The sequence below is a fragment of the Azospirillum picis genome (genome assembly GCF_017876115.1).
Lineage (GTDB): Bacteria > Pseudomonadota > Alphaproteobacteria > Azospirillales > Azospirillaceae > Azospirillum > Azospirillum picis.
Map to the genome: position 1 here is coordinate 21,296 of NZ_JAGINO010000036.1, position 16,782 is coordinate 38,077.

14 protein-coding genes are annotated in these 16,782 nt (G+C 69.4%); 8 read left to right on the plus strand and 6 right to left on the minus strand.

All coding sequences use genetic code 11. From position 1 onward, the window contains the following. Window positions 1-271: 271 nt before the first annotated feature. Complete coding sequence (locus J2850_RS29725) at window positions 272-451, plus strand: hypothetical protein (RefSeq protein ID WP_209990698.1); 180 nt, start codon at window positions 272-274, stop codon at window positions 449-451. A gap of 10 nt (window positions 452-461) precedes the next feature. Here the strand turns inward: J2850_RS29725 and J2850_RS29730 are convergent, their stop codons facing one another. Next, complete coding sequence (locus J2850_RS29730) at window positions 462-1,091, minus strand: class I SAM-dependent methyltransferase (RefSeq protein ID WP_209990701.1); 630 nt, start codon at window positions 1,089-1,091, stop codon at window positions 462-464. A gap of 268 nt (window positions 1,092-1,359) precedes the next feature. Then, a complete protein-coding gene (locus J2850_RS29735) occupies window positions 1,360-3,102 on the minus strand; it encodes a glycosyltransferase family 39 protein (protein WP_209990704.1) in 1,743 nt (580 codons plus the stop codon). Between the two features lie 452 nt (window positions 3,103-3,554). On the opposite strand from J2850_RS29735, the gene J2850_RS29740 reads away from it, so the two are divergent. The 3 genes from J2850_RS29740 to J2850_RS29750 all read left to right on the plus strand — a co-directional run bounded on the left by J2850_RS29740 (window position 3,555) and on the right by J2850_RS29750 (window position 7,483). After that, window positions 3,555-5,243 (plus strand): methyl-accepting chemotaxis protein, encoded by a 1,689-nt coding sequence (locus tag J2850_RS29740; RefSeq protein ID WP_209990707.1) that lies wholly within the window; start codon window positions 3,555-3,557, stop codon window positions 5,241-5,243. Between the two features lie 124 nt (window positions 5,244-5,367). Then, a complete protein-coding gene (locus J2850_RS29745) occupies window positions 5,368-5,793 on the plus strand; it encodes a MerR family transcriptional regulator (protein ID WP_209990710.1) in 426 nt (141 codons plus the stop codon). 64 nt (window positions 5,794-5,857) lie between these two features. After that, window positions 5,858-7,483, plus strand: a complete 1,626-nt coding sequence (locus J2850_RS29750; protein ID WP_281415104.1) for a 3-(methylthio)propionyl-CoA ligase — start codon at window positions 5,858-5,860, stop codon at window positions 7,481-7,483. Window positions 7,484-7,584: 101 nt separating this feature from the next. On the opposite strand, the gene J2850_RS29755 is transcribed toward J2850_RS29750, so the two are convergent. From J2850_RS29755 to J2850_RS29770, 4 genes are all read right to left on the minus strand, one after another. Beyond that, window positions 7,585-8,046 carry a hemerythrin domain-containing protein gene (locus J2850_RS29755; protein WP_209990712.1) on the minus strand — a complete coding sequence of 154 codons (462 nt, stop codon included), beginning with the start codon at window positions 8,044-8,046 and terminating at the stop codon, window positions 7,585-7,587. A gap of 71 nt (window positions 8,047-8,117) precedes the next feature. Next, window positions 8,118-8,378: a hypothetical protein gene (locus tag J2850_RS29760; RefSeq protein WP_209990717.1), complete on the minus strand. Its 261-nt coding sequence runs from the start codon at window positions 8,376-8,378 to the stop codon at window positions 8,118-8,120. Between the two features lie 140 nt (window positions 8,379-8,518). Beyond that, window positions 8,519-9,385: a universal stress protein gene (locus J2850_RS29765; RefSeq protein WP_209990720.1), complete on the minus strand. Its 867-nt coding sequence runs from the start codon at window positions 9,383-9,385 to the stop codon at window positions 8,519-8,521. A 173-nt stretch (window positions 9,386-9,558) separates the two neighbouring features. After that, window positions 9,559-11,211: a bifunctional aminoglycoside phosphotransferase/ATP-binding protein gene (locus tag J2850_RS29770; protein WP_209990723.1), complete on the minus strand. Its 1,653-nt coding sequence runs from the start codon at window positions 11,209-11,211 to the stop codon at window positions 9,559-9,561. A 346-nt stretch (window positions 11,212-11,557) separates the two neighbouring features. On the opposite strand from J2850_RS29770, the gene J2850_RS29775 reads away from it, so the two are divergent. The 4 genes from J2850_RS29775 to J2850_RS29790 all read left to right on the plus strand — a co-directional run bounded on the left by J2850_RS29775 (window position 11,558) and on the right by J2850_RS29790 (window position 16,758). Continuing rightward, window positions 11,558-12,109: a hypothetical protein gene (locus J2850_RS29775; protein ID WP_246513755.1), complete on the plus strand. Its 552-nt coding sequence runs from the start codon at window positions 11,558-11,560 to the stop codon at window positions 12,107-12,109. Window positions 12,110-12,245: 136 nt separating this feature from the next. Next, window positions 12,246-12,782 (plus strand): DUF2934 domain-containing protein, encoded by a 537-nt coding sequence (locus J2850_RS29780; protein WP_209990729.1) that lies wholly within the window; start codon window positions 12,246-12,248, stop codon window positions 12,780-12,782. Window positions 12,783-12,893: 111 nt separating this feature from the next. After that, a complete protein-coding gene (locus J2850_RS32280) occupies window positions 12,894-13,829 on the plus strand; it encodes a DMT family transporter (protein WP_307354597.1) in 936 nt (311 codons plus the stop codon). A 232-nt stretch (window positions 13,830-14,061) separates the two neighbouring features. Further along, a complete protein-coding gene (locus J2850_RS29790; RefSeq protein WP_209990732.1) occupies window positions 14,062-16,758 on the plus strand; it encodes a TIGR02302 family protein in 2,697 nt (898 codons plus the stop codon). Window positions 16,759-16,782 lie beyond the last annotated feature (24 nt).

Below are 16,782 nucleotides of genomic sequence, written 5' to 3' on the forward strand. Positions count from 1 at the left end.
CGTATGACCAGCGGACGTTGGCATCGCCTTTGCTGAAGGCGTCCCCGGCGCGGGATCGCCCCGGTGGTCCCGTCCCCCACGCAAAAGAACGAAGCCGGAGAAAGCACCTCCATTCCCGCCTGTTCCCAACCGCATTTCCTGAGCCGTGAAGGCACGGTGGCGGGAGTTGGCCTCAACCGGTGGCTGGTGCCGCCGGCGACGCTGGCGATCCGTCTCTGCATCGGCATGTCCTACGGCTTCTCGGTGTTCTGGCTGCCGTTGTCGCGCGTCCGTGGCCATCGTCCGCGGCGACCATGCCGCCGGCCGGGTCCGGATGAACCGCACGGACCTGCAGCAGGTGCTGATCAATCTGTTCGCCGACGCCATCCACGCCACGCCCCACGGCGGCACCCTGTCGATCAGCAGCGCCGTCGGGGCCGGCGCCCGCTTCATCATCCTGTCGCCTGCCTGAACCGCGTGCTTCAGGCCCCCTGGCCGCGCCGGCAGTGCAGAAGACTGAACAGGCCGAAGGGCGGCAGGGTGCGGATGCTCTCGATCGCCAGCCGCGATCCGGCCATCATGCTGTCCAGCGTGAAGTCGGGCCGCCAGCCGAGCTTCTTCGACAAGGGAGACAGCCAGCCCTCCACCGCACGCCGGACGCCGGGCCGCGGCGCGGCGAAATGGTTGACGATGACGATGTCGCCGCCGGGTTTGCAGACGCGTTCCAATTCCGCCATCGTGCCCTGGGGATCGGGCACCACGGTCATCACATACATGGCGACGACGACATCGAAGCTGCCGTCGGCGAAGGCCAGCTTACCGGCATCCATCTCCAGCAGCCCTTCGACATGGTCGAGCCTCTCGCGGGCCACCCGGTCCTGTGCCACCTTCAGCATGTCGGTGGACAGGTCGATGCCGACCACGCGGTTGTCCTTGCGGTAATCGGACAGCGACAGGCCGGTGCCGACTCCGACCTCCAGGATGCGCAGGCCGCCGCGGCGGTTCAGCCACTCGACTGCCGCATGGCGTCCGGAGGCGAGCAGCACCCCGAACACCCGGTCGTAGAAGCCGGCGTAGCGGCGGTAGGCGGCGCGAATGGAGTCGGCATCCATGGTAACGGTCTCCCCGGTCCTGATGTCCGGGCCGCGTCGCAAGCGGCCCGAAGGTCACGTTCAAGCCTGTGGCCGCGCACCATAGCGGGCTTTCGGCCGTCATGAAAGTGACGCAAACAACAGGCTCCGTTCTTTTTCATCACGTGCCGCGACATTCATTTGGGATATGTCGATCGACGGTTTGTTTGTCTGTTTTTGATTGATCGTTCAGTCAAAGTAACTGGAGCGGGGACAGCGGACCGGGAGAACTCCGCCGGAAACTCCTCTCCTATGGCCTCAGGTGGCGCCGTCCGCTGTGCAGCCGTGCCATCTCGATGGATTCGCCCGGATTTCCAGGCTTGCGCAGGTCCTTGACCACCGCCAGCACCGCGCCGCCCCGCTCCACCTCCGCCACGACGGCGCCCTCCATCAGTTCGTCGCAGTTCTCCTGCGTCGGGGCGATGAAGAAGTCAGCCCTCGTCCAGTCCCCGACCCAGCGCAGGTTGGCCGGCGCCACCTTCTCGAACGAGATCGGCTCGGCACAGACCGCGACGCTGTAGGTCCGGTGGCGGTGGCTGCGCGCCTCCTCGTCGGCGATCAGTTCGGACAGGTCCTCCACCGCTTCGGGCACGCTGTTGGCCCAGTAATCCACGTCGTAGCGGCGCGCCGCCCCGGCGACGCCGCCGACCAGTTCGTTGAAATAGACATATTCGTCCGGGTGGAGCGCCTCCAGCTCCGCCCCCTCGCGGACCAGCAGCAGGGCCAGCGCGAAGCTGGCGACCGCGGCAAGCGAAAGCCCCCGGCCGCTGCGTTGCGAGACGCCGATCCTCCACGCCCCTGCCCGTACCAGCAGCCGGTCCAGCCCAAGGCCGCCGAGCACCGCCAGCGGCGGCAGCACGAACAGGAAATGCCGGATGGCGGTGTAACCGGGCGCGTGGGTCACGGTGAACCACAACACCGGGAACAGCGCCGCCAGCGCCACCAGTGCCAGCCCCATCCCCGGCCCTGACGGGTGCGCCCACCCGTCCCCCTCCTTCGGCCGGCCGCGGCGCAGGGCGGACGGCAGCGCCAGCAGACCGAGCAGCGCCCCGGCCAGCATCACCAGCGGCAGCTTGATCGCGAGGTACCAAGCCAGGTACCCGCGCGGCACCTCGTACATCCAGTATTCCGCACCGCCCAGGGTGGTGCGGATCGGGTAATGGAAATGCGAGAAGTCGGCGAGCGCGCGCAGGGGGTTCAGGGGCTCCAGCACCGCCCAGGGCCAGAAGGCCGCCATAAGCCCATAGGCGACCGGCAGCGCCGGCAACAGGCGCAGGAGAATGCCACCACACCGCCGCAGCCGGCCGGCTGCGCCGTGCAGGCCGCCGCGGATGCCGCCCGGCATCCGGCCCGCCAGCACCCAGCCTGCGATCATGGCGACGGTATAGCCGGCGACCAGCAGCGCACCGACCCGGATGCCCAGCGCCAGCCCGACGATGGCGCCGAGCCCGAGCACCGTGCCCTGGCGCGGCCGCGGCAGTTGACCGGAAAGCCGGACCAGCAGCGCCAGCGCTGCCGCCATCAGCACGGCGAAGGGCACGTCCTTGGTATGGTTGAACATGCCGCCATACCACGGGCCGCACAGCGCCAGCAGGGCTCCGGCGAGGAAGCCGGCCCGCGGCCCGCCCAGCCGCCGGCCCAACCCCCAGGCGACGGCGATCCCCGCCACGCCGACCAGCGCACACAGCAGGTGCCGGGTCTCATACGGATCGAACGGCAGAAGCGGCACCAACGCCACCGCCGCCATGTCGAACAGCCCGCCATAGAGAAACAGGTTCTTGTAGGAGAAGGCCGCGTCGTCGGTGAAACCGCTCCGGTACCAGTCGATCAGCTTGGCGCCATAGACATGCTGCACCTCCTCGTCGTTGGAGATGCCGTAATGGCGGAAGGTCATGGCGACCAGCAGCAACAGGGCCAGCAGACCGGCCCCGGCGGCGGCATGCCACGGATCGCACCGAAGCCGCCGCATCGCCGAGCGAAGGCGGCCCGTCATGGCCGGGCGTATCCGGTCCTCAAGCAGTTCCATCCCCACCGCCCGTGATCCCCGCTCCGCTCAAGCTTCTGGCACGACTTGCTTGCGGACCCCGCAGAAATCCGGAAGACGCCCGGCCGTCCCGCCCGGCGCGCAGGCAGGAAGCCCCGAATGCCGGCGCATGTCATGTGAATTTGCTGCAATGCGACGGCGGCGGATGGAAGGCGCCATGCCATCGGGCGGAACGCCTTCCCCCCTTGCCGCAGCGCGCCTGCCGACAGGCGGACTTCTGCGACCGCGTCGGAGCATCTCAGCGGAACATGGAGCAGTCACCCGATTGAAGTCGAGGATTCCCGGCAGGATACTCCGATGCGACACAATGGCACGGCAAAATTGGGGGATTTCCGTACAATATTCATGTGATCCGGCCAAGCAGCGAAAGGCGGGATCGACCCGCCGCGAGGTGGTGCATTATGTCGGGATACTTATTCTCAATTCGCGCCAAACTGTTGATCCTGGTCGCAACGGCCAGCCTCTCCTGCCTGGCCGTTGCCGCGGCCGGACTCTATCTCGGCTACAACCGCATGTATCAGGACCGCGTCGACGCCCTGCGCTACATGGTCGAGGCCGGACACAGCATGGCCGCCCGTTACGAGGACGAGGTCGCCGCCGGCCGCCTGTCCCGCGCCGAGGCGCAGGATCGCTTCAAGGACGCCTTTCTCGCCATCCGCTACGGCGGCGCGGAATATCTCTTCGCCCACACCTACGACAGCATCGGCTTCGCCCACACGAACAAGGCGCTGATGGGCAAGGACGTCTCGGGCATCAGGGACGCCAGGGGCGTGCCGGTGATCCCGGCGCTGGTCGCCGTCGTCCGTGCCCAAGGCGAGGGCACCTACGCCTATGACTGGCCGCGCAGCGCCGGGTCCGCGGAGACGGCGGTCAAGCTTGCCTATGTCAAGGGGTTCGAGCCTTGGCGGATCCTGATCGGAACCGGCGTCTTCATCGACGATCTCTGGGCCGAGTTCCTGTCGCAGCTCTGGACGCTGCTGGGCATCATTGCGGCACTCGCCCTGCCGGCGATCCTGCTTCTTGCCTTGGTCGGCCACAACATCATCGCCACCATCCGCTCGCTTGCAGGGCGGACGCGGGCGATGGCCGACGGCGACCTGACCGTCGACTTTCCCGAGAGCGCCCGCGGAGACGAGCTGGGGGACATGGGCCGGGCGATGACCGTGTTCAAGGGAAATGCGCAGGCACGGCTGCGGCTTGAGGCCGAACAGGCCGAGCTGGCGCGGCTTGCGCAAGAGGATAAGCGGCGCGCCCTCGCCGACCTGGCCGACCGTTTCGAGCAGGCGGTGGGCGGCGTGATGCACGCCGTGGTCACGGAAACCGTTGGCATGGAGGGCCGCGTCCAAGACGTGGCGCTGGCGGCCGAACGGACCGGCCGGCTTGCCGGCGATGTCGCCGCCGCCACCGGGCAGACCAGCGCCAACGTCCAGACCGTCGCCGCGGCGACCGAGGAGCTGACCGGTTCCATCGGTGAGATCGGCCGGCAGGTCGGCCAGTCCTCGCACATCGCGCAGGAGGCGGTCGGCATCGCCGAACGCGCCGACGGCAAGGTGGGAGGCCTGGCCCGAGCCGTCGAGCGGATCGGCGCGGTCGTCGGGCTGATCAATTCCATCGCCAGCCAGACCAACCTGCTGGCCCTGAACGCGACGATCGAGGCGGCCCGCGCCGGCGAGGCGGGCCGCGGCTTTGCGGTGGTGGCGAACGAGGTGAAGGCGCTGGCGACCCAGACCGCCAAGGCGACGGACGACATCGCGACCCAGGTCGCCGACATCCAGTCGGTGACCGGGGACGCCGTCGGCGAACTGCGGGAGGTGGTCCGCGTCATCGGCCGCATCAACGAGGTCGCCGCATCCATCGCCTCGGCGGTCGAGGAGCAGGGCGCGGCCGCCCGCGAGATCGCCCGCAACATCCAGCAGGCCGCCCGCGGCACCCAGGCCGTTTCCGACAGCATCGGCAGTGTGAACGATGCCGCCAGCCAGAGCGGCACGGTCGCCGGGGAGGTTCTGGCCTCTGTGCGGCAATTGTCCAGCCACACCGAGGCGCTGGGGCAGGAGGTGGAGCGTTTCCTCACACGCGTCCGGGCGGGTTGAGGGCAATTGCCCGTCGGCGGTCGCGGCCGGGGAGCCTGCTCCCCGGCCTCAAGCGGGCTTTAACTGATTGACGTTGACTTCCCCCCTCTCCCCGTGGCGGAATCGTTCGCCTGGGAGATTGTCCATGTCCGAACCGGGTCGCGTCTATGGGGTGTCGGAATTGGCTGCGGAGTTCGACCTTACACCGCAGGCCCTGCGCTTCTACGAGGAAAAGGGACTGCTCGCGCCGCAACGGGCCGGCGGACGCCGGGTCTTCACCCGCCGCGACCGGTCAAGGCTGATCCGGATCCTGAAGTTCCGGCGGGTCGGCTTCTCCCTCGACCAGATCGCCGACTGCCTGTCCCGCCACCGCTCCGGCCGGCCGGTCGCCGCGCAATGCCGCGACGGCCTGCGGAAGATCCGCGCGCGCCTCGCAGATCTGGAGCGGATGCAGGCGGAAATCGCCGATGTGATGGCAGAGCTCAAAGCGATGGAGGCCGATGCCCAGTCCCGCCTTGCCGCCTGCGAAAACATCCGACCGGGGCGACGATCCAGCGATGGGGCCGGATGAGGAAACGGGCCGGGAAAACCGGCCGGGACGCAGAACAAGACAGATGAACGGGGAGTGAAACGGGATGCTGCGCGGAATGATGATGAACGAGCCGCTGCTGGTGACGTCGATCCTGCGTCATGCGGCGCTCTACCATGCCGACACCGAGATCGTGTCGCGCACCACCGAAGGGCCGATCCACCGCTACACCTATGCCGAGGCGTGGGTGCGGGCGCAGAAGCTGGCAAACGCGCTTGCCGCACTCGGCATGCAGCCGGGCGACCGCGTCGGCACACTGGCCTGGAACGGCTTCCGCCATCTGGAATGCTATTACGGCATCGGCGGCTCGGGCATGGTCTGCCACACCATCAATCCCCGCCTTTTCCCCGAACAGATCGCCTACATTATCAACCACGCGGAAGACCGGCTGCTGTTCACCGACCTGACCTTCATCCCGCTGCTGGAAGGCATCGCGCAGGAGCTGGCCGGCCTGAAGGGCATCGTGGTGATGACCGACAGCGCCAACATGCCGCGATCGAGCCTGCCCAACCTGCTGTGCTACGAAGATCTGCTTGCCGAGCAGCCGGACGCCTTCGACTGGCCGCTCCTGGACGAGAACACCGCCTGCGGCATGTGCTACACCTCGGGCACCACGGGGAACCCCAAGGGCGTTCTGTACAGCCACCGGTCCTCCATCCTGCACGCCATGGCGGCCTGCATGCCCGACGTGTTCGGCCTGTCGGCGTCGGACGTGGTCCTGCCGGTGGTGCCGATGTTCCACGTCAACGCCTGGGGCGTCCCCTATGCCGCCCCGATGGCCGGCGCGAAGCTCGTCTTTCCCGGCGCCAAGCTCGACGGCGCCAGCCTGTACGAGCTGTTCGAGGCCGAGAAGGTCACCAACAGCGCCGGTGTGCCGACCGTCTGGCTCGCCCTGCTCAACTGGATGGACGCGACCGGCAAGCGGCTGACCACGATGCGCCGCATCGCCATCGGCGGTTCGGCCTGCCCGCCGGTGATGATCCAGCGCTTCAAGGAGACGGGGGTCGAGGTCCTGCATGCCTGGGGGATGACGGAGACCAGCCCTCTCGGGCTGGCGAATACCCCCAAGGGCAAGCACCGGGATCTGGACGCCGACGGCACCCTGGCGCTGGCGTCGAAACAGGGGCGGCCGATCTGCGGCGTGCAGTTCCGCGTCGTCGATGCCGATGGCCGCGACGTGCCACGCGACGGCGCCAGCTTCGGCCGGTTGCTGGTCCGGGGGCCGACGGTCTGTTCCGGCTATTTCGGGGTGGCCGACAGCCCCGCACACCAGGCGGTTCCGGGCTGGTTCGAAACCGGCGACGTGGTGACGATGGATGCCGACGGCTATGTCCAGATCGTCGACCGCACCAAGGACGTCATCAAGTCCGGCGGCGAGTGGATCAGTTCCATCGACCTGGAGAACATCGCCGTCGGCCATCCGGCGGTGCAGGAGGCGGCGGCGGTCGCCGTGCCGGACGAGAAATGGGGAGAGAGGCCGGTGCTGGTGGTGGTGCCGAAGCCCGGTGCCAGCCTGACCAGGGACGATCTGCTGGCGGTCTTCCAGGGCAAGGTCGCCAAATGGTGCATCCCCGACGACGTCCGCTTCGTCGAGGCCCTGCCCCATACGGCCACCGGCAAGCTGCTGAAAAGCCGGATCCGCGAGATGGTGACCGGCGCCCCGGCCGCCTGAAAGACGTTCAGGGCCTCCCGGCGGCAGCGCGGGAGGCCCTGGATTGTCCGGCTCGACCCTCGGGCGACGGGCGGCGCGAGGCCGCCGTCGCGGCTGCGCCGTTACAGCGGCGCCAGACCCGCCATCATCTTGTCCTTGCGGTCGGCGTAGACCCCGCCCAGTTCGGCGGCGCGGCCGTCGTCGAGATAGTCCTTGGCCTCCTCGAACAGCTCCTCCTCCTCCTCGTCGAGGTGGTGGCGCACCAGTTCGCCCAGCACCTGGAGCTTTTCCGACCAGCCGCTGTCGGTGGTCTTCATCGCGTTCAGTTCGTCGAGCAGCCCGTTGATCAGGTGATGCTCGTTCAGCCCCTCGATGGTTTCGGACTTCGCTTCCTTCGCCTTCCTCAGCGAGGCATAGAACACGTTCTCCTCGACCTTCGAATGGGCCCAGAGTTCGCGCTGAAGCTCCTCGAACACCGAGCGGCCGCTACCATTCGCCTTCTCGGTCTTGTCGAGCAGGCTGCGGATGAGATCGTGGTCGCTCTTGATACGGGCAAAGATGTCGGCGTCGGTCTTGCGGGCCATGTCGGCTCCTCGGCAGTCGTTGAAACGGTCTGCCAGAAGAACCCCGCCACGGCGCGACTGTTCCCTTGCCGTCAGCCCTGCGGGTGCGCCGTCATGAATTCCTGCAGGGTGTGCATCAGATCCACGGCATGGGCGGCGCGGCCACGGGCACAGGCATCCGCGATGTCGTCGGCGATGAAGTGGGCGATGCGGCCGGGGCCGCCAGGGCAGTGGGCAAGGCAGTGCCCCATCTCCACCGCAACCATTTCCGGCAGATGCTCGTGCTCGGCGATCGCGTCGATCTCGGCTTCGGTCAGGTCGCTGAGGGCGATGCAGTCGATGATCGTCAACATGGCGCGTTCCTCCCCCGAATGGCCGGGCCGCCCTGCGGGCAGGGCGTTCCGCTCCGGCTGGAACGGCCCCGGCTGGAACGGCCATCGCCGCGCGGAGCCCCTGGCCGGGAACGCCGCGCGGAAAGGATCGATGGTACGCCTCAGTGAGCCATCAGGACCGGCAACCCGGCATGGTTCAGCACATAACGCGTGACACCTCCGAGGATCATTTCCCGCACCCGGCTGTGGCCGTAGCCGCCCATCACCAGCAGGTCGGCGCCCAGCTCGGCGGCTTTCTTGGTGACCGTCTCGCCGACGGGTTCGGATCCCGGATGCAGTATGGTTAACTCAGGATTAACACCTTGCCAAGCGAGATAATCGGCCATGCGACGTCCGGCCGCGGCATCGGTGGCCGAGGTCTCGGCGGTCAGCACATGCGCACGGTCGGCGCTGCGCAGGAACGGCAGGGCTGCGGCGACGGCACGGGTGGCCTCGACCTTGCCGTTCCAGGCGACGGCGACGGTCCGGCCGATCTCCGCCGGGATGTCCTTCGGAATCAGCAGCACCGGCCGTGCCGAGCCCAGGAGCGCCGTCTCCATGGTGGCGTATCCCTGGGTGTCGGCATCGATCGAGGTGTGGGCGCAGACGATCAGGTCGGCCAGCCGGGCCTCGGCCGGGACAATGTCCTCGATCCGGCCGACCACGTCGCGCCAGGCTGCGGATGGCGCCTCGACCCCGCCGGGGACATCGCGCAGTTCGAAGCCGGCCGCCGCGACGGCCTCGTCGAAATGGCGCCGGGCAGCGGCGCGGTGGCTGTTCGACTCGGTTTCCGCCGCACGCATGATCTCGTCGACCATGGCCCCCGACATTCCCTCTCCCAGCATCGGCACCGCGTCGCGCGGATCGAGGCGGACGAAAAGGCCGACGAGGTGGGCGTCGAAATCCCGCGCCACCATCACCGCCCCCTTCAGGGCGACCGGATCATTGTCACTGCCGCACAGCGGCACAAGGATGGTCTTGTAGGTCATGGACTCCTCCCGGACCGGTTGGATCGGCCCTGTTTCGCGCGGCGCCCGCCCGCCCCCTCGGCGGAGCGGCCCGGCGCCACCAGTCTGCCCCGGGTCGTCGCGGCCTGCCGTCCGGGGCGGGGACGGCGGCCGCCGGCGCGCTGCCGACATCCTTGATGTCGTGCGCGCCGGCCTCACGCCAAGCGGTTTCGGGCTGCACGGCCCTGGATCCGGTCCAAGCCCGCAAGGGCATCGCCGAGCACGTCCGCCGCAGCCTTCCCGGCATCGAGGCGCATCCAGTCGATCGTACCCACATCATAGGTTTCCTGGCGTTGAGCCACGTCAGCGGTGGCGTCGGACGCATCGTTGCGACGATCGGTCACACGCGTGACCCGGGCCGGGAGCGGCGCCTCCAGCCAGAAGCCGTCGAACCGCACGCCCGCCGCCAAGGCGACCGCTGCGATGCCCGCGCGCTCCTCCGGCCGGGCGCTCACCGCATCCACAACCGCCGCCTGCCCGGCTGCGAGCACCACCGCGGCACGGCGGCACAGGCCGTCATAGACGCGCTCCGTAACCGCACGGGAATAGCCGCCCTCCTCCAGCCGGTCGGTGTCGGCCACGCCGCACAGGCGCTTGCGCAGCACGTCGCTGCGCAGAACCACCGCACCGGGCGCCGGGCCCAGGCCGGGCGCCATCCCTTCCGCCAGGCGCGTCTTGCCGGCGCCCGACAGGCCGCCGACGGCGACCAGCCGGGCCGGCTCAGGCTCCAGCACCGCCAGGGCAAGGTCCAGGTAGCGGCGCGCCTCCTGTCTGGCCTCCTCCTGCGCGCCGGCGGTCTTCACAGCGTCGCCCTGGCCGGGATCGCGCTTCGCACCGGCGTCCAGCACAAGCGCCGCGGCCAGCACCTTGGCCCGCACGGCGGCACGCATGGACAGGAACAGCGGCAGCACCGCCAGCCCGCCGTGATCGTCGGTTTCCTCCAGGTAGCGGTTCAGCACCACGTTGGCGAGCCGCCGCAGCCCGCGGCTTTCCAGGTCCATCAGCAGGAAGGCGAGGTCGTAGAAGACGTCGGCGACCGCCAGGGCCTCGTCGAACTCGATGGCGTCGAAGAGCGTCGGCTCGCCATCCAGCAGCACGATGTTGCGCAGGTGCAGGTCGCCGTGCCCGTGCCGCACGAAGCCGGCGCGCCGGCGTTCCTCCAGCAGCGGACCGTGACGGTCGAGGGCGGCCGCCGTGAGGCGGGCCAGCCTCCCCACCGTGGCCGGCGGGAAGAGGGCCGGCGAGGCGCGCAGCTCCCCGATGTTGCCGTCCGCCACGGTGCGCATCGCCGCAGCACCGCCGCCATCCGGACGCGCCGCCGCCCGGGCATGGAAGCCGGCGATCCGCTCGGCCAGCCGGCGCGCCAGGGCGGGCGTCAGGGCACCGCCGCCAGCCATGCGGTCGAGCAGCGCGTCGGCGGGAAAACGCGTCATGACGACCAGCCAGTCGACCGGCTCGCCGTGGACATCGTTGCCATTGCCATCGCCGTTGCCATCGGTCCCGAAATCCAGCGCCAGCGCCCCGTCGGCCCCGCGGCGGACCGCTGCAAGCCCCCGATAAAGGCCCGGCGCGGTACGGCGGTTGACCGCAAGCTCCGCCGCACAGGCGGACCGGCGCTTCTCCACCGTCGAATAGTCCAGATAGGGGTAGCGCAGCGCCCGCTTCAGCTTGAGCGCCCGGTCCCCGGCCAGGAACACCATGGCGGCGTGGGTGCCGATGCGCTCCACCATCTCTCCGCCATGGGTTCTCCGGTCGCCGAGGAAGGCGATCACCTCCTGCTGGTTCGGGTCGGCGTGAAGCGGTGTCATGGCCCGATGCTAGCAGAATTTCCGGCGGCAGCGCTTGCGCTTTCGTGGTTGAATCCAGCCTTCGGATACCGACATCCTAAGCAGGTTTTCCGCACTCCGCCCAGAGATGGGCAGGTTCGGAAAACCTGCAAAACCATGGAGGCCGCAGGGCTGTCCAGGTCGGCCTCCGGCCCGATCCGGAGAGCCCCGCTTAGAGGTAGCGCCAATACCCCATGGGACGGTGGCACCGTCCCTTCGTTATCGTGCCCGACAGCATATGGTGGAGTCGCCGCGTCGCCGGGGGGTGTCCGTGAACCGCCTGTTGAACCATCAGTCCAGAGGCCCGGGGCCGTTCCTTTTGGGAGCGTTGCTGGCCATCCTGTTGCCGGCAGGCGCACAGGCGATCGACGCCGAAGGCCGGCTCGGCGACTGGGCGGTCGGGGGACTGGCCTACGGCGTGCAGCAGCAGCCGGACAACAGCCTCGGCATCCTGAACAGCAAATTGCGGCTCGGCGGCTCCCTGGTGCCGCAGCTCGAACCCTACGCGGCCATCCGCCCCTGGATCGGGCCGAGCACCGGCAGCAGCCTGACCCCGACCGACGCGATCCCCGGCCTCGCCGGCGGCGCCTTGTCCACCGGCCTCACCGGCATGATGGGCGGCGTCCTGATCGACGTGCCGCTCGGCTCCTTCATCTTCACGCCCAGCGTCGGCGCCGGCAGCCTGCCATCGGCCCGCCGCGAGGGCGCCCCGACCACGGAGTTCCGGTCACAGCTCGAACTGGGATACGAATTCGACAACAAGTCGCGATTCAGCATGGGCTACAGCCGCATCGTCAACGACGCCGCCGCGGGCGATCCCGCCGCCGGTACGAACAACGTCTTCGGCCTATATTACCGCTTGCCTTTCGGCGGCCCATGACGCCGCCGCAGGATACGGGACATCCTGTCGCGGCATCTCGGCGGGGTGAGAGGTCCGCGCCGATCGCGTCTTAACCTCATCTTAAACATGATTGCCTCAAGTGGACGCGGACCGAACGCTCCCCGGGGAATCCACCATGGCCACCAAGCGCAAGACCGCCGCCTCCGCCGCTCCCGCCACAGCACCTGCCGCAGCCCTCGAAACGCCCGCCGAAAGCTGGGCCGACATCATCCTGCGGACCAACTTCGCGCAGGTCGAACAGGACAGCATCGTCCTGCTGCAGGCGGCCAGCACCCTGCTGGAGGCCGACACGCCGGAGAAGGTGAACGTCGCGCTGGACCAGAACCTGAAGCTGTGGATCGCCATCAAGACGGTCCTGCTGAACGGCGACTGCCCCGTCGAGCCGGAGGTGAAGGCCAACCTGCGCAACCTCGCCCAGTTCGTGGTCTCGACCACGATGCTGGCCACCCAGGGCGCGATCGAGGCCCGCAAGCTGGTGTCGCTCGCCCGGCTGAACATGAACATCGCCGAGGGGCTGCTGAGCGGCCAGCGCAACCGCATGGTCCAGGAGCGCGCCTACCAGATCTGGGAAGAGGAAGGGCGCCCCGACGGCCGCGGGGACGAGCACTGGCTGCGCGCCGAGTCGGAAATCACCGGCCTTTTCAAAGTCTGAGCCCCGGCAGCCCGCGGACCGCTTTCACAGGGCCGCCATACCGGGTCGACATGACCGCCCGCGTCGCGACACCGTGACGCGGGCGGTTCCGCTTGATAGGTTGGGATTACCGTGACCGTCCCTCCGCAAACCCTCTCCAAGCCGCACCGGCGCATCGACAACACCCCGCTCGGCATCGCCGCGATGCTGACGTCGGTGCTGTTCTTCTCGGTCATGAACGTCCTGGGAAAGGTGCTGATGGAGCGCTTCCCGGTGACCGAGGTCACGTTCTTCCGCAGCATGTTCGCCCTGATCCCGGTCTGCCTGGCCATCCATTTCGGCAAGGGTTTCGCGGTCACGCTGCGCACCCGGCACGGGCTGGGGCACATGGGACGCTCGCTGATCGGGCTGACCTCGATGATGGCGATGTTCTGGTCGTTCCACCTGCTGCCGCTGGGCGACGCCATCGCGCTCAACTTCGCGGCACCGCTGTTCCTCACGGCTTTATCGGTGCCGCTCCTGAGCGAGAAGGTCGGCATCCACCGCTGGAGCGCCGTGCTGGTCGGCTTCGTCGGCGTCCTGATCATCGTCCGGCCGAGCGGCGACGTGCTGAAGCTCGGCGCCATGGTGGCGCTCGGCGGCGCGATGACCAACGCGCTGGCGATGATCGCCATCCGCCAGCTCAGCCGGACCGAGCCGCCGGACACCATCGTCTTCTATTTCACCCTGCTGACCACCGTATTGCTGGCGCTGACCCTGCCCTTTAGCTGGACGACGCCCGATCCGCTGTCCTGGCTGATGCTGCTGGCGACCGGGCTGTGCGGCGGATGCGGCCAGCTTGCGCTGACCCGCGCCTATTCGCTGGCGCCGGCCGCGGTGGTGGCGCCGCTGAACTACACCTCGCTGCTGCTGGCCGTCACCTTCGGCTGGCTGCTGTGGGGCGAGGTGCCGACCGGCACCATGGCGGCCGGTGCCGCCGTGGTCATGGCCAGCGGCCTCTACATCCTCCACCGCGAGACGCGGCGGCGCGTGACCCCGAGCGAACCGCCGCCGCCCGGCGGCGGCTGAGCGCAAGGCGCCCACCGGCGCGGTCCCGCCCGACGCACGCCCGCGGGCAATGCCTCCCCGGCGCCATGGCCCCCGGACCGCCGCCTTACTTTCGACATTGCGAGGTGGTCGGCTGTACCATCGCGCCGGTGGGCAAAACCGGTCCGCCGCGCCTATATGAGTGTGGCGCATCCAGGCCAGCCCGGTGGTCCGTACCATGAACCGGCGGCTTTTCGGCGCGGATGGGGGCTGCATGAAGCAGGACGAGCGGCGCGGCGGACGATGGACGGCCGAAGGACGGGCAGCCGGAAACGCGGCTGGCCGGACGCATCACGACGCGGTGCCGGAACCGCGCTTCCGTCTGGCACAGGCACGCGCGGCCCTGCTGTGGGAGCGGCTGGGTCCGGTCCTGTGGGCACCGCTGACCGTGCTGGGGGCCTTTCTCGCCCTGGCCCTGCTGAACCTCCTGCCGAACCTGCCGGGCTGGCTGCACGGCATCGCCCTGCTGCTGGTCGCGGTCGCCTTCCTGCTGTCTCTCGGGATCGGCATCCGCCGCTTCCGGGCTCCGGCCGGGGACGAGGCCCGCCGCCGGTTGGAACGCGACAGCGGCATCGCCCACCGCCCGCTGCACACGCTGCGCGACCGCCCGGCCGGCAACGACCCGATGGCGCAGGCGCTGTGGCGCCTGCACCAGGAGCGTGCCCGCGCCGCCATGCGCGGCCTGCGCGTCGCCTGGCCCGGCACCGAGGTGCCCTCCCACGACCGTTACGCCCTGCGCGCGCTGGTGATCCTGCTGCTGGTGGTGGCGGGGGCCGCCGCCTGGGGCGACTGGCGGCCGCGCCTGACCGCGGCCTTGACGCCCCGCCTGGACAGCGGTGCGGCGACGGCGGCGGCCACCCTCGACCTGTGGGTCAACCCTCCCGACTACACGGGGCTGGCTCCGGTGTTCCTGAAGACCGGCTCGCAGAAGACCGAGGCGGAGAAGGCGGGCGGCGCGAAGCCCGATGCCGCCGGCGTCGCCGCCGACCAGCCGGTGCAGGTGCCGCAGGGAAGCCTTGTCCTGGCCCGCGTCACCGGCGGCAACGGCACGCCGACGCTGGAGGCCGGCGACCAGAACGCCGCCTTCGAGGTCGTCGATTCCTCCAATTTCCAGATCCAGAAGCCGGTGACCGGCGGAACCCGGATCGCCGTCACCCAGGGCGGCCGGACGCTGGGATCCTGGCCGATCCAGGTGGTGCCCGACCGCGCGCCGATCGTCGCCCACGCCAACCCGCCCTCCGCCGGCGAGCGCGGAGCCCTGAAGATCGACTATGCGGCCCGTGACGATTACGGCCTGACCGAATTGAAGGCGCAGGTCCGGCTCGCCCCGGAGCCGGCCAAGCCGGAAGCCTCCGCCAAGCCGGGCGCCGGCAAGCCGGACGCCGCCAAGCCCGGCGCCGTTCCGGACGATTCCGTGCTGGAACTGGCGCTGTCGCTGCCCGGCGTCCGGCCGAAGGAGGCGCACGGCGCGTCATTCCAGGACCTGACCGCCCATCCCTGGGCCGGGCTTCCGGCGACCGTGCGGCTGGTCGCCACCGACGGCGCCGGCCAGACCGGCCGGTCCGAGGACGCCACCGTCACCCTTCCGGAACGGACGTTCCATCATCCGGTCGCCCGCGCCATCATCGAGCAACGCAAGATCCTCACCCGCAACCCGCAGGACTCGCGGGTGGACGTCGCCCGCGCGCTGGCCGGGATTTCGGCACGGCCGGGAACCTACGGCGAGGACATCGTCGCCTTCCTGTCGCTGCGCACCGCCGTCGCCAGGCTGATGCTCGACCAGAGCCCGGACTCGGTCCCCGCGCTCCAGCAGCTCTTGTGGGAAACCGCGCTGCGCATCGAGGACGGTGGCCTGTCGCTGGCCGAAAAGGACCTGCGCGACGCCGAGAAGCGGCTGTCGGAGGCGCTCGACAAGAACGCGCCGGACGAGGAGCTGAACCGGCTGATGGACGAGCTGCAGGCGGCGCTCGACAAGTTCCTCGACGCCATGGAACAGCGCATGATGGAGGCGCTGCAGCGCGGCGAGCAGATCCCGACCGTGCCGCCGGAAATGGCCGACCAGATGACCGACCGCAACGACCTCCAGCAGATGCTGGACCGCATGCGGGAGATGGCGCAGACCGGATCGCGCGATGCCGCCCGACAGATGCTGTCGCAACTGCAGCAGATGCTGGAGAACATGCGCTCCGGCGCCATGGCCCAGATGAACCAGCAGCAGAACGGCCAGCAGCAGAACCAGGCTTGGCAGATGATGCAGGAGTTGCAGAAGCTGACGCAGCAGCAGCAGCAGCTTCTCGACCAGAGCTTCCGCCAGTCGCAGGAATCGATGGACCAGCAGCAGGGCGAGCAGGACCCGCGCAACCGTCGTCCCGGACAGCGGCGCAACCAGAACGGCCAGATGTCCGGCAGCCCGACCATGCAGAAGCAGGCCGAGCAGCAGGAGGCCCTGCGCCGCCAACTGGGCGACCTGATGCGCCGCATGGGCGAGCAGCAGGGTGGCGACATCCCGCAGCCGCTGGGCCGCGCCGAGCGCGCGATGCGCGATGCCGGACAGGCGCTCCAGCGCGGCGCCCCGGGCGCCGCCGTGCCCTCGCAGACGGAGGCGATGGAGCAGTTGCAGCAGGGCATGCAGGGCATGGCCGAGCAGCTCGCCCAGCAGATGATGATGGGCCAGGGGCAGGCGATGATGGGCCAGCAGGGTCAGATGCCGCGCCAGGGCCGCGGGCGCGATCCCCTCGGCCGGCGCCCCAGCGGCATGGGCATGCAGGATTCCAACGACGTGAAGATCCCGGAACAGTCGGAGCTCCAGCGCGCCCGAGAGATCCTGGACGAACTCCGCCGGCGCTCCGGCCAGTACGGCCGCCCACAGGAGGAACGCGACTACATCGACCGCCTGCTCAAGCAGTTCTGATCACCGCCTTCCCGTGGCCCTCCC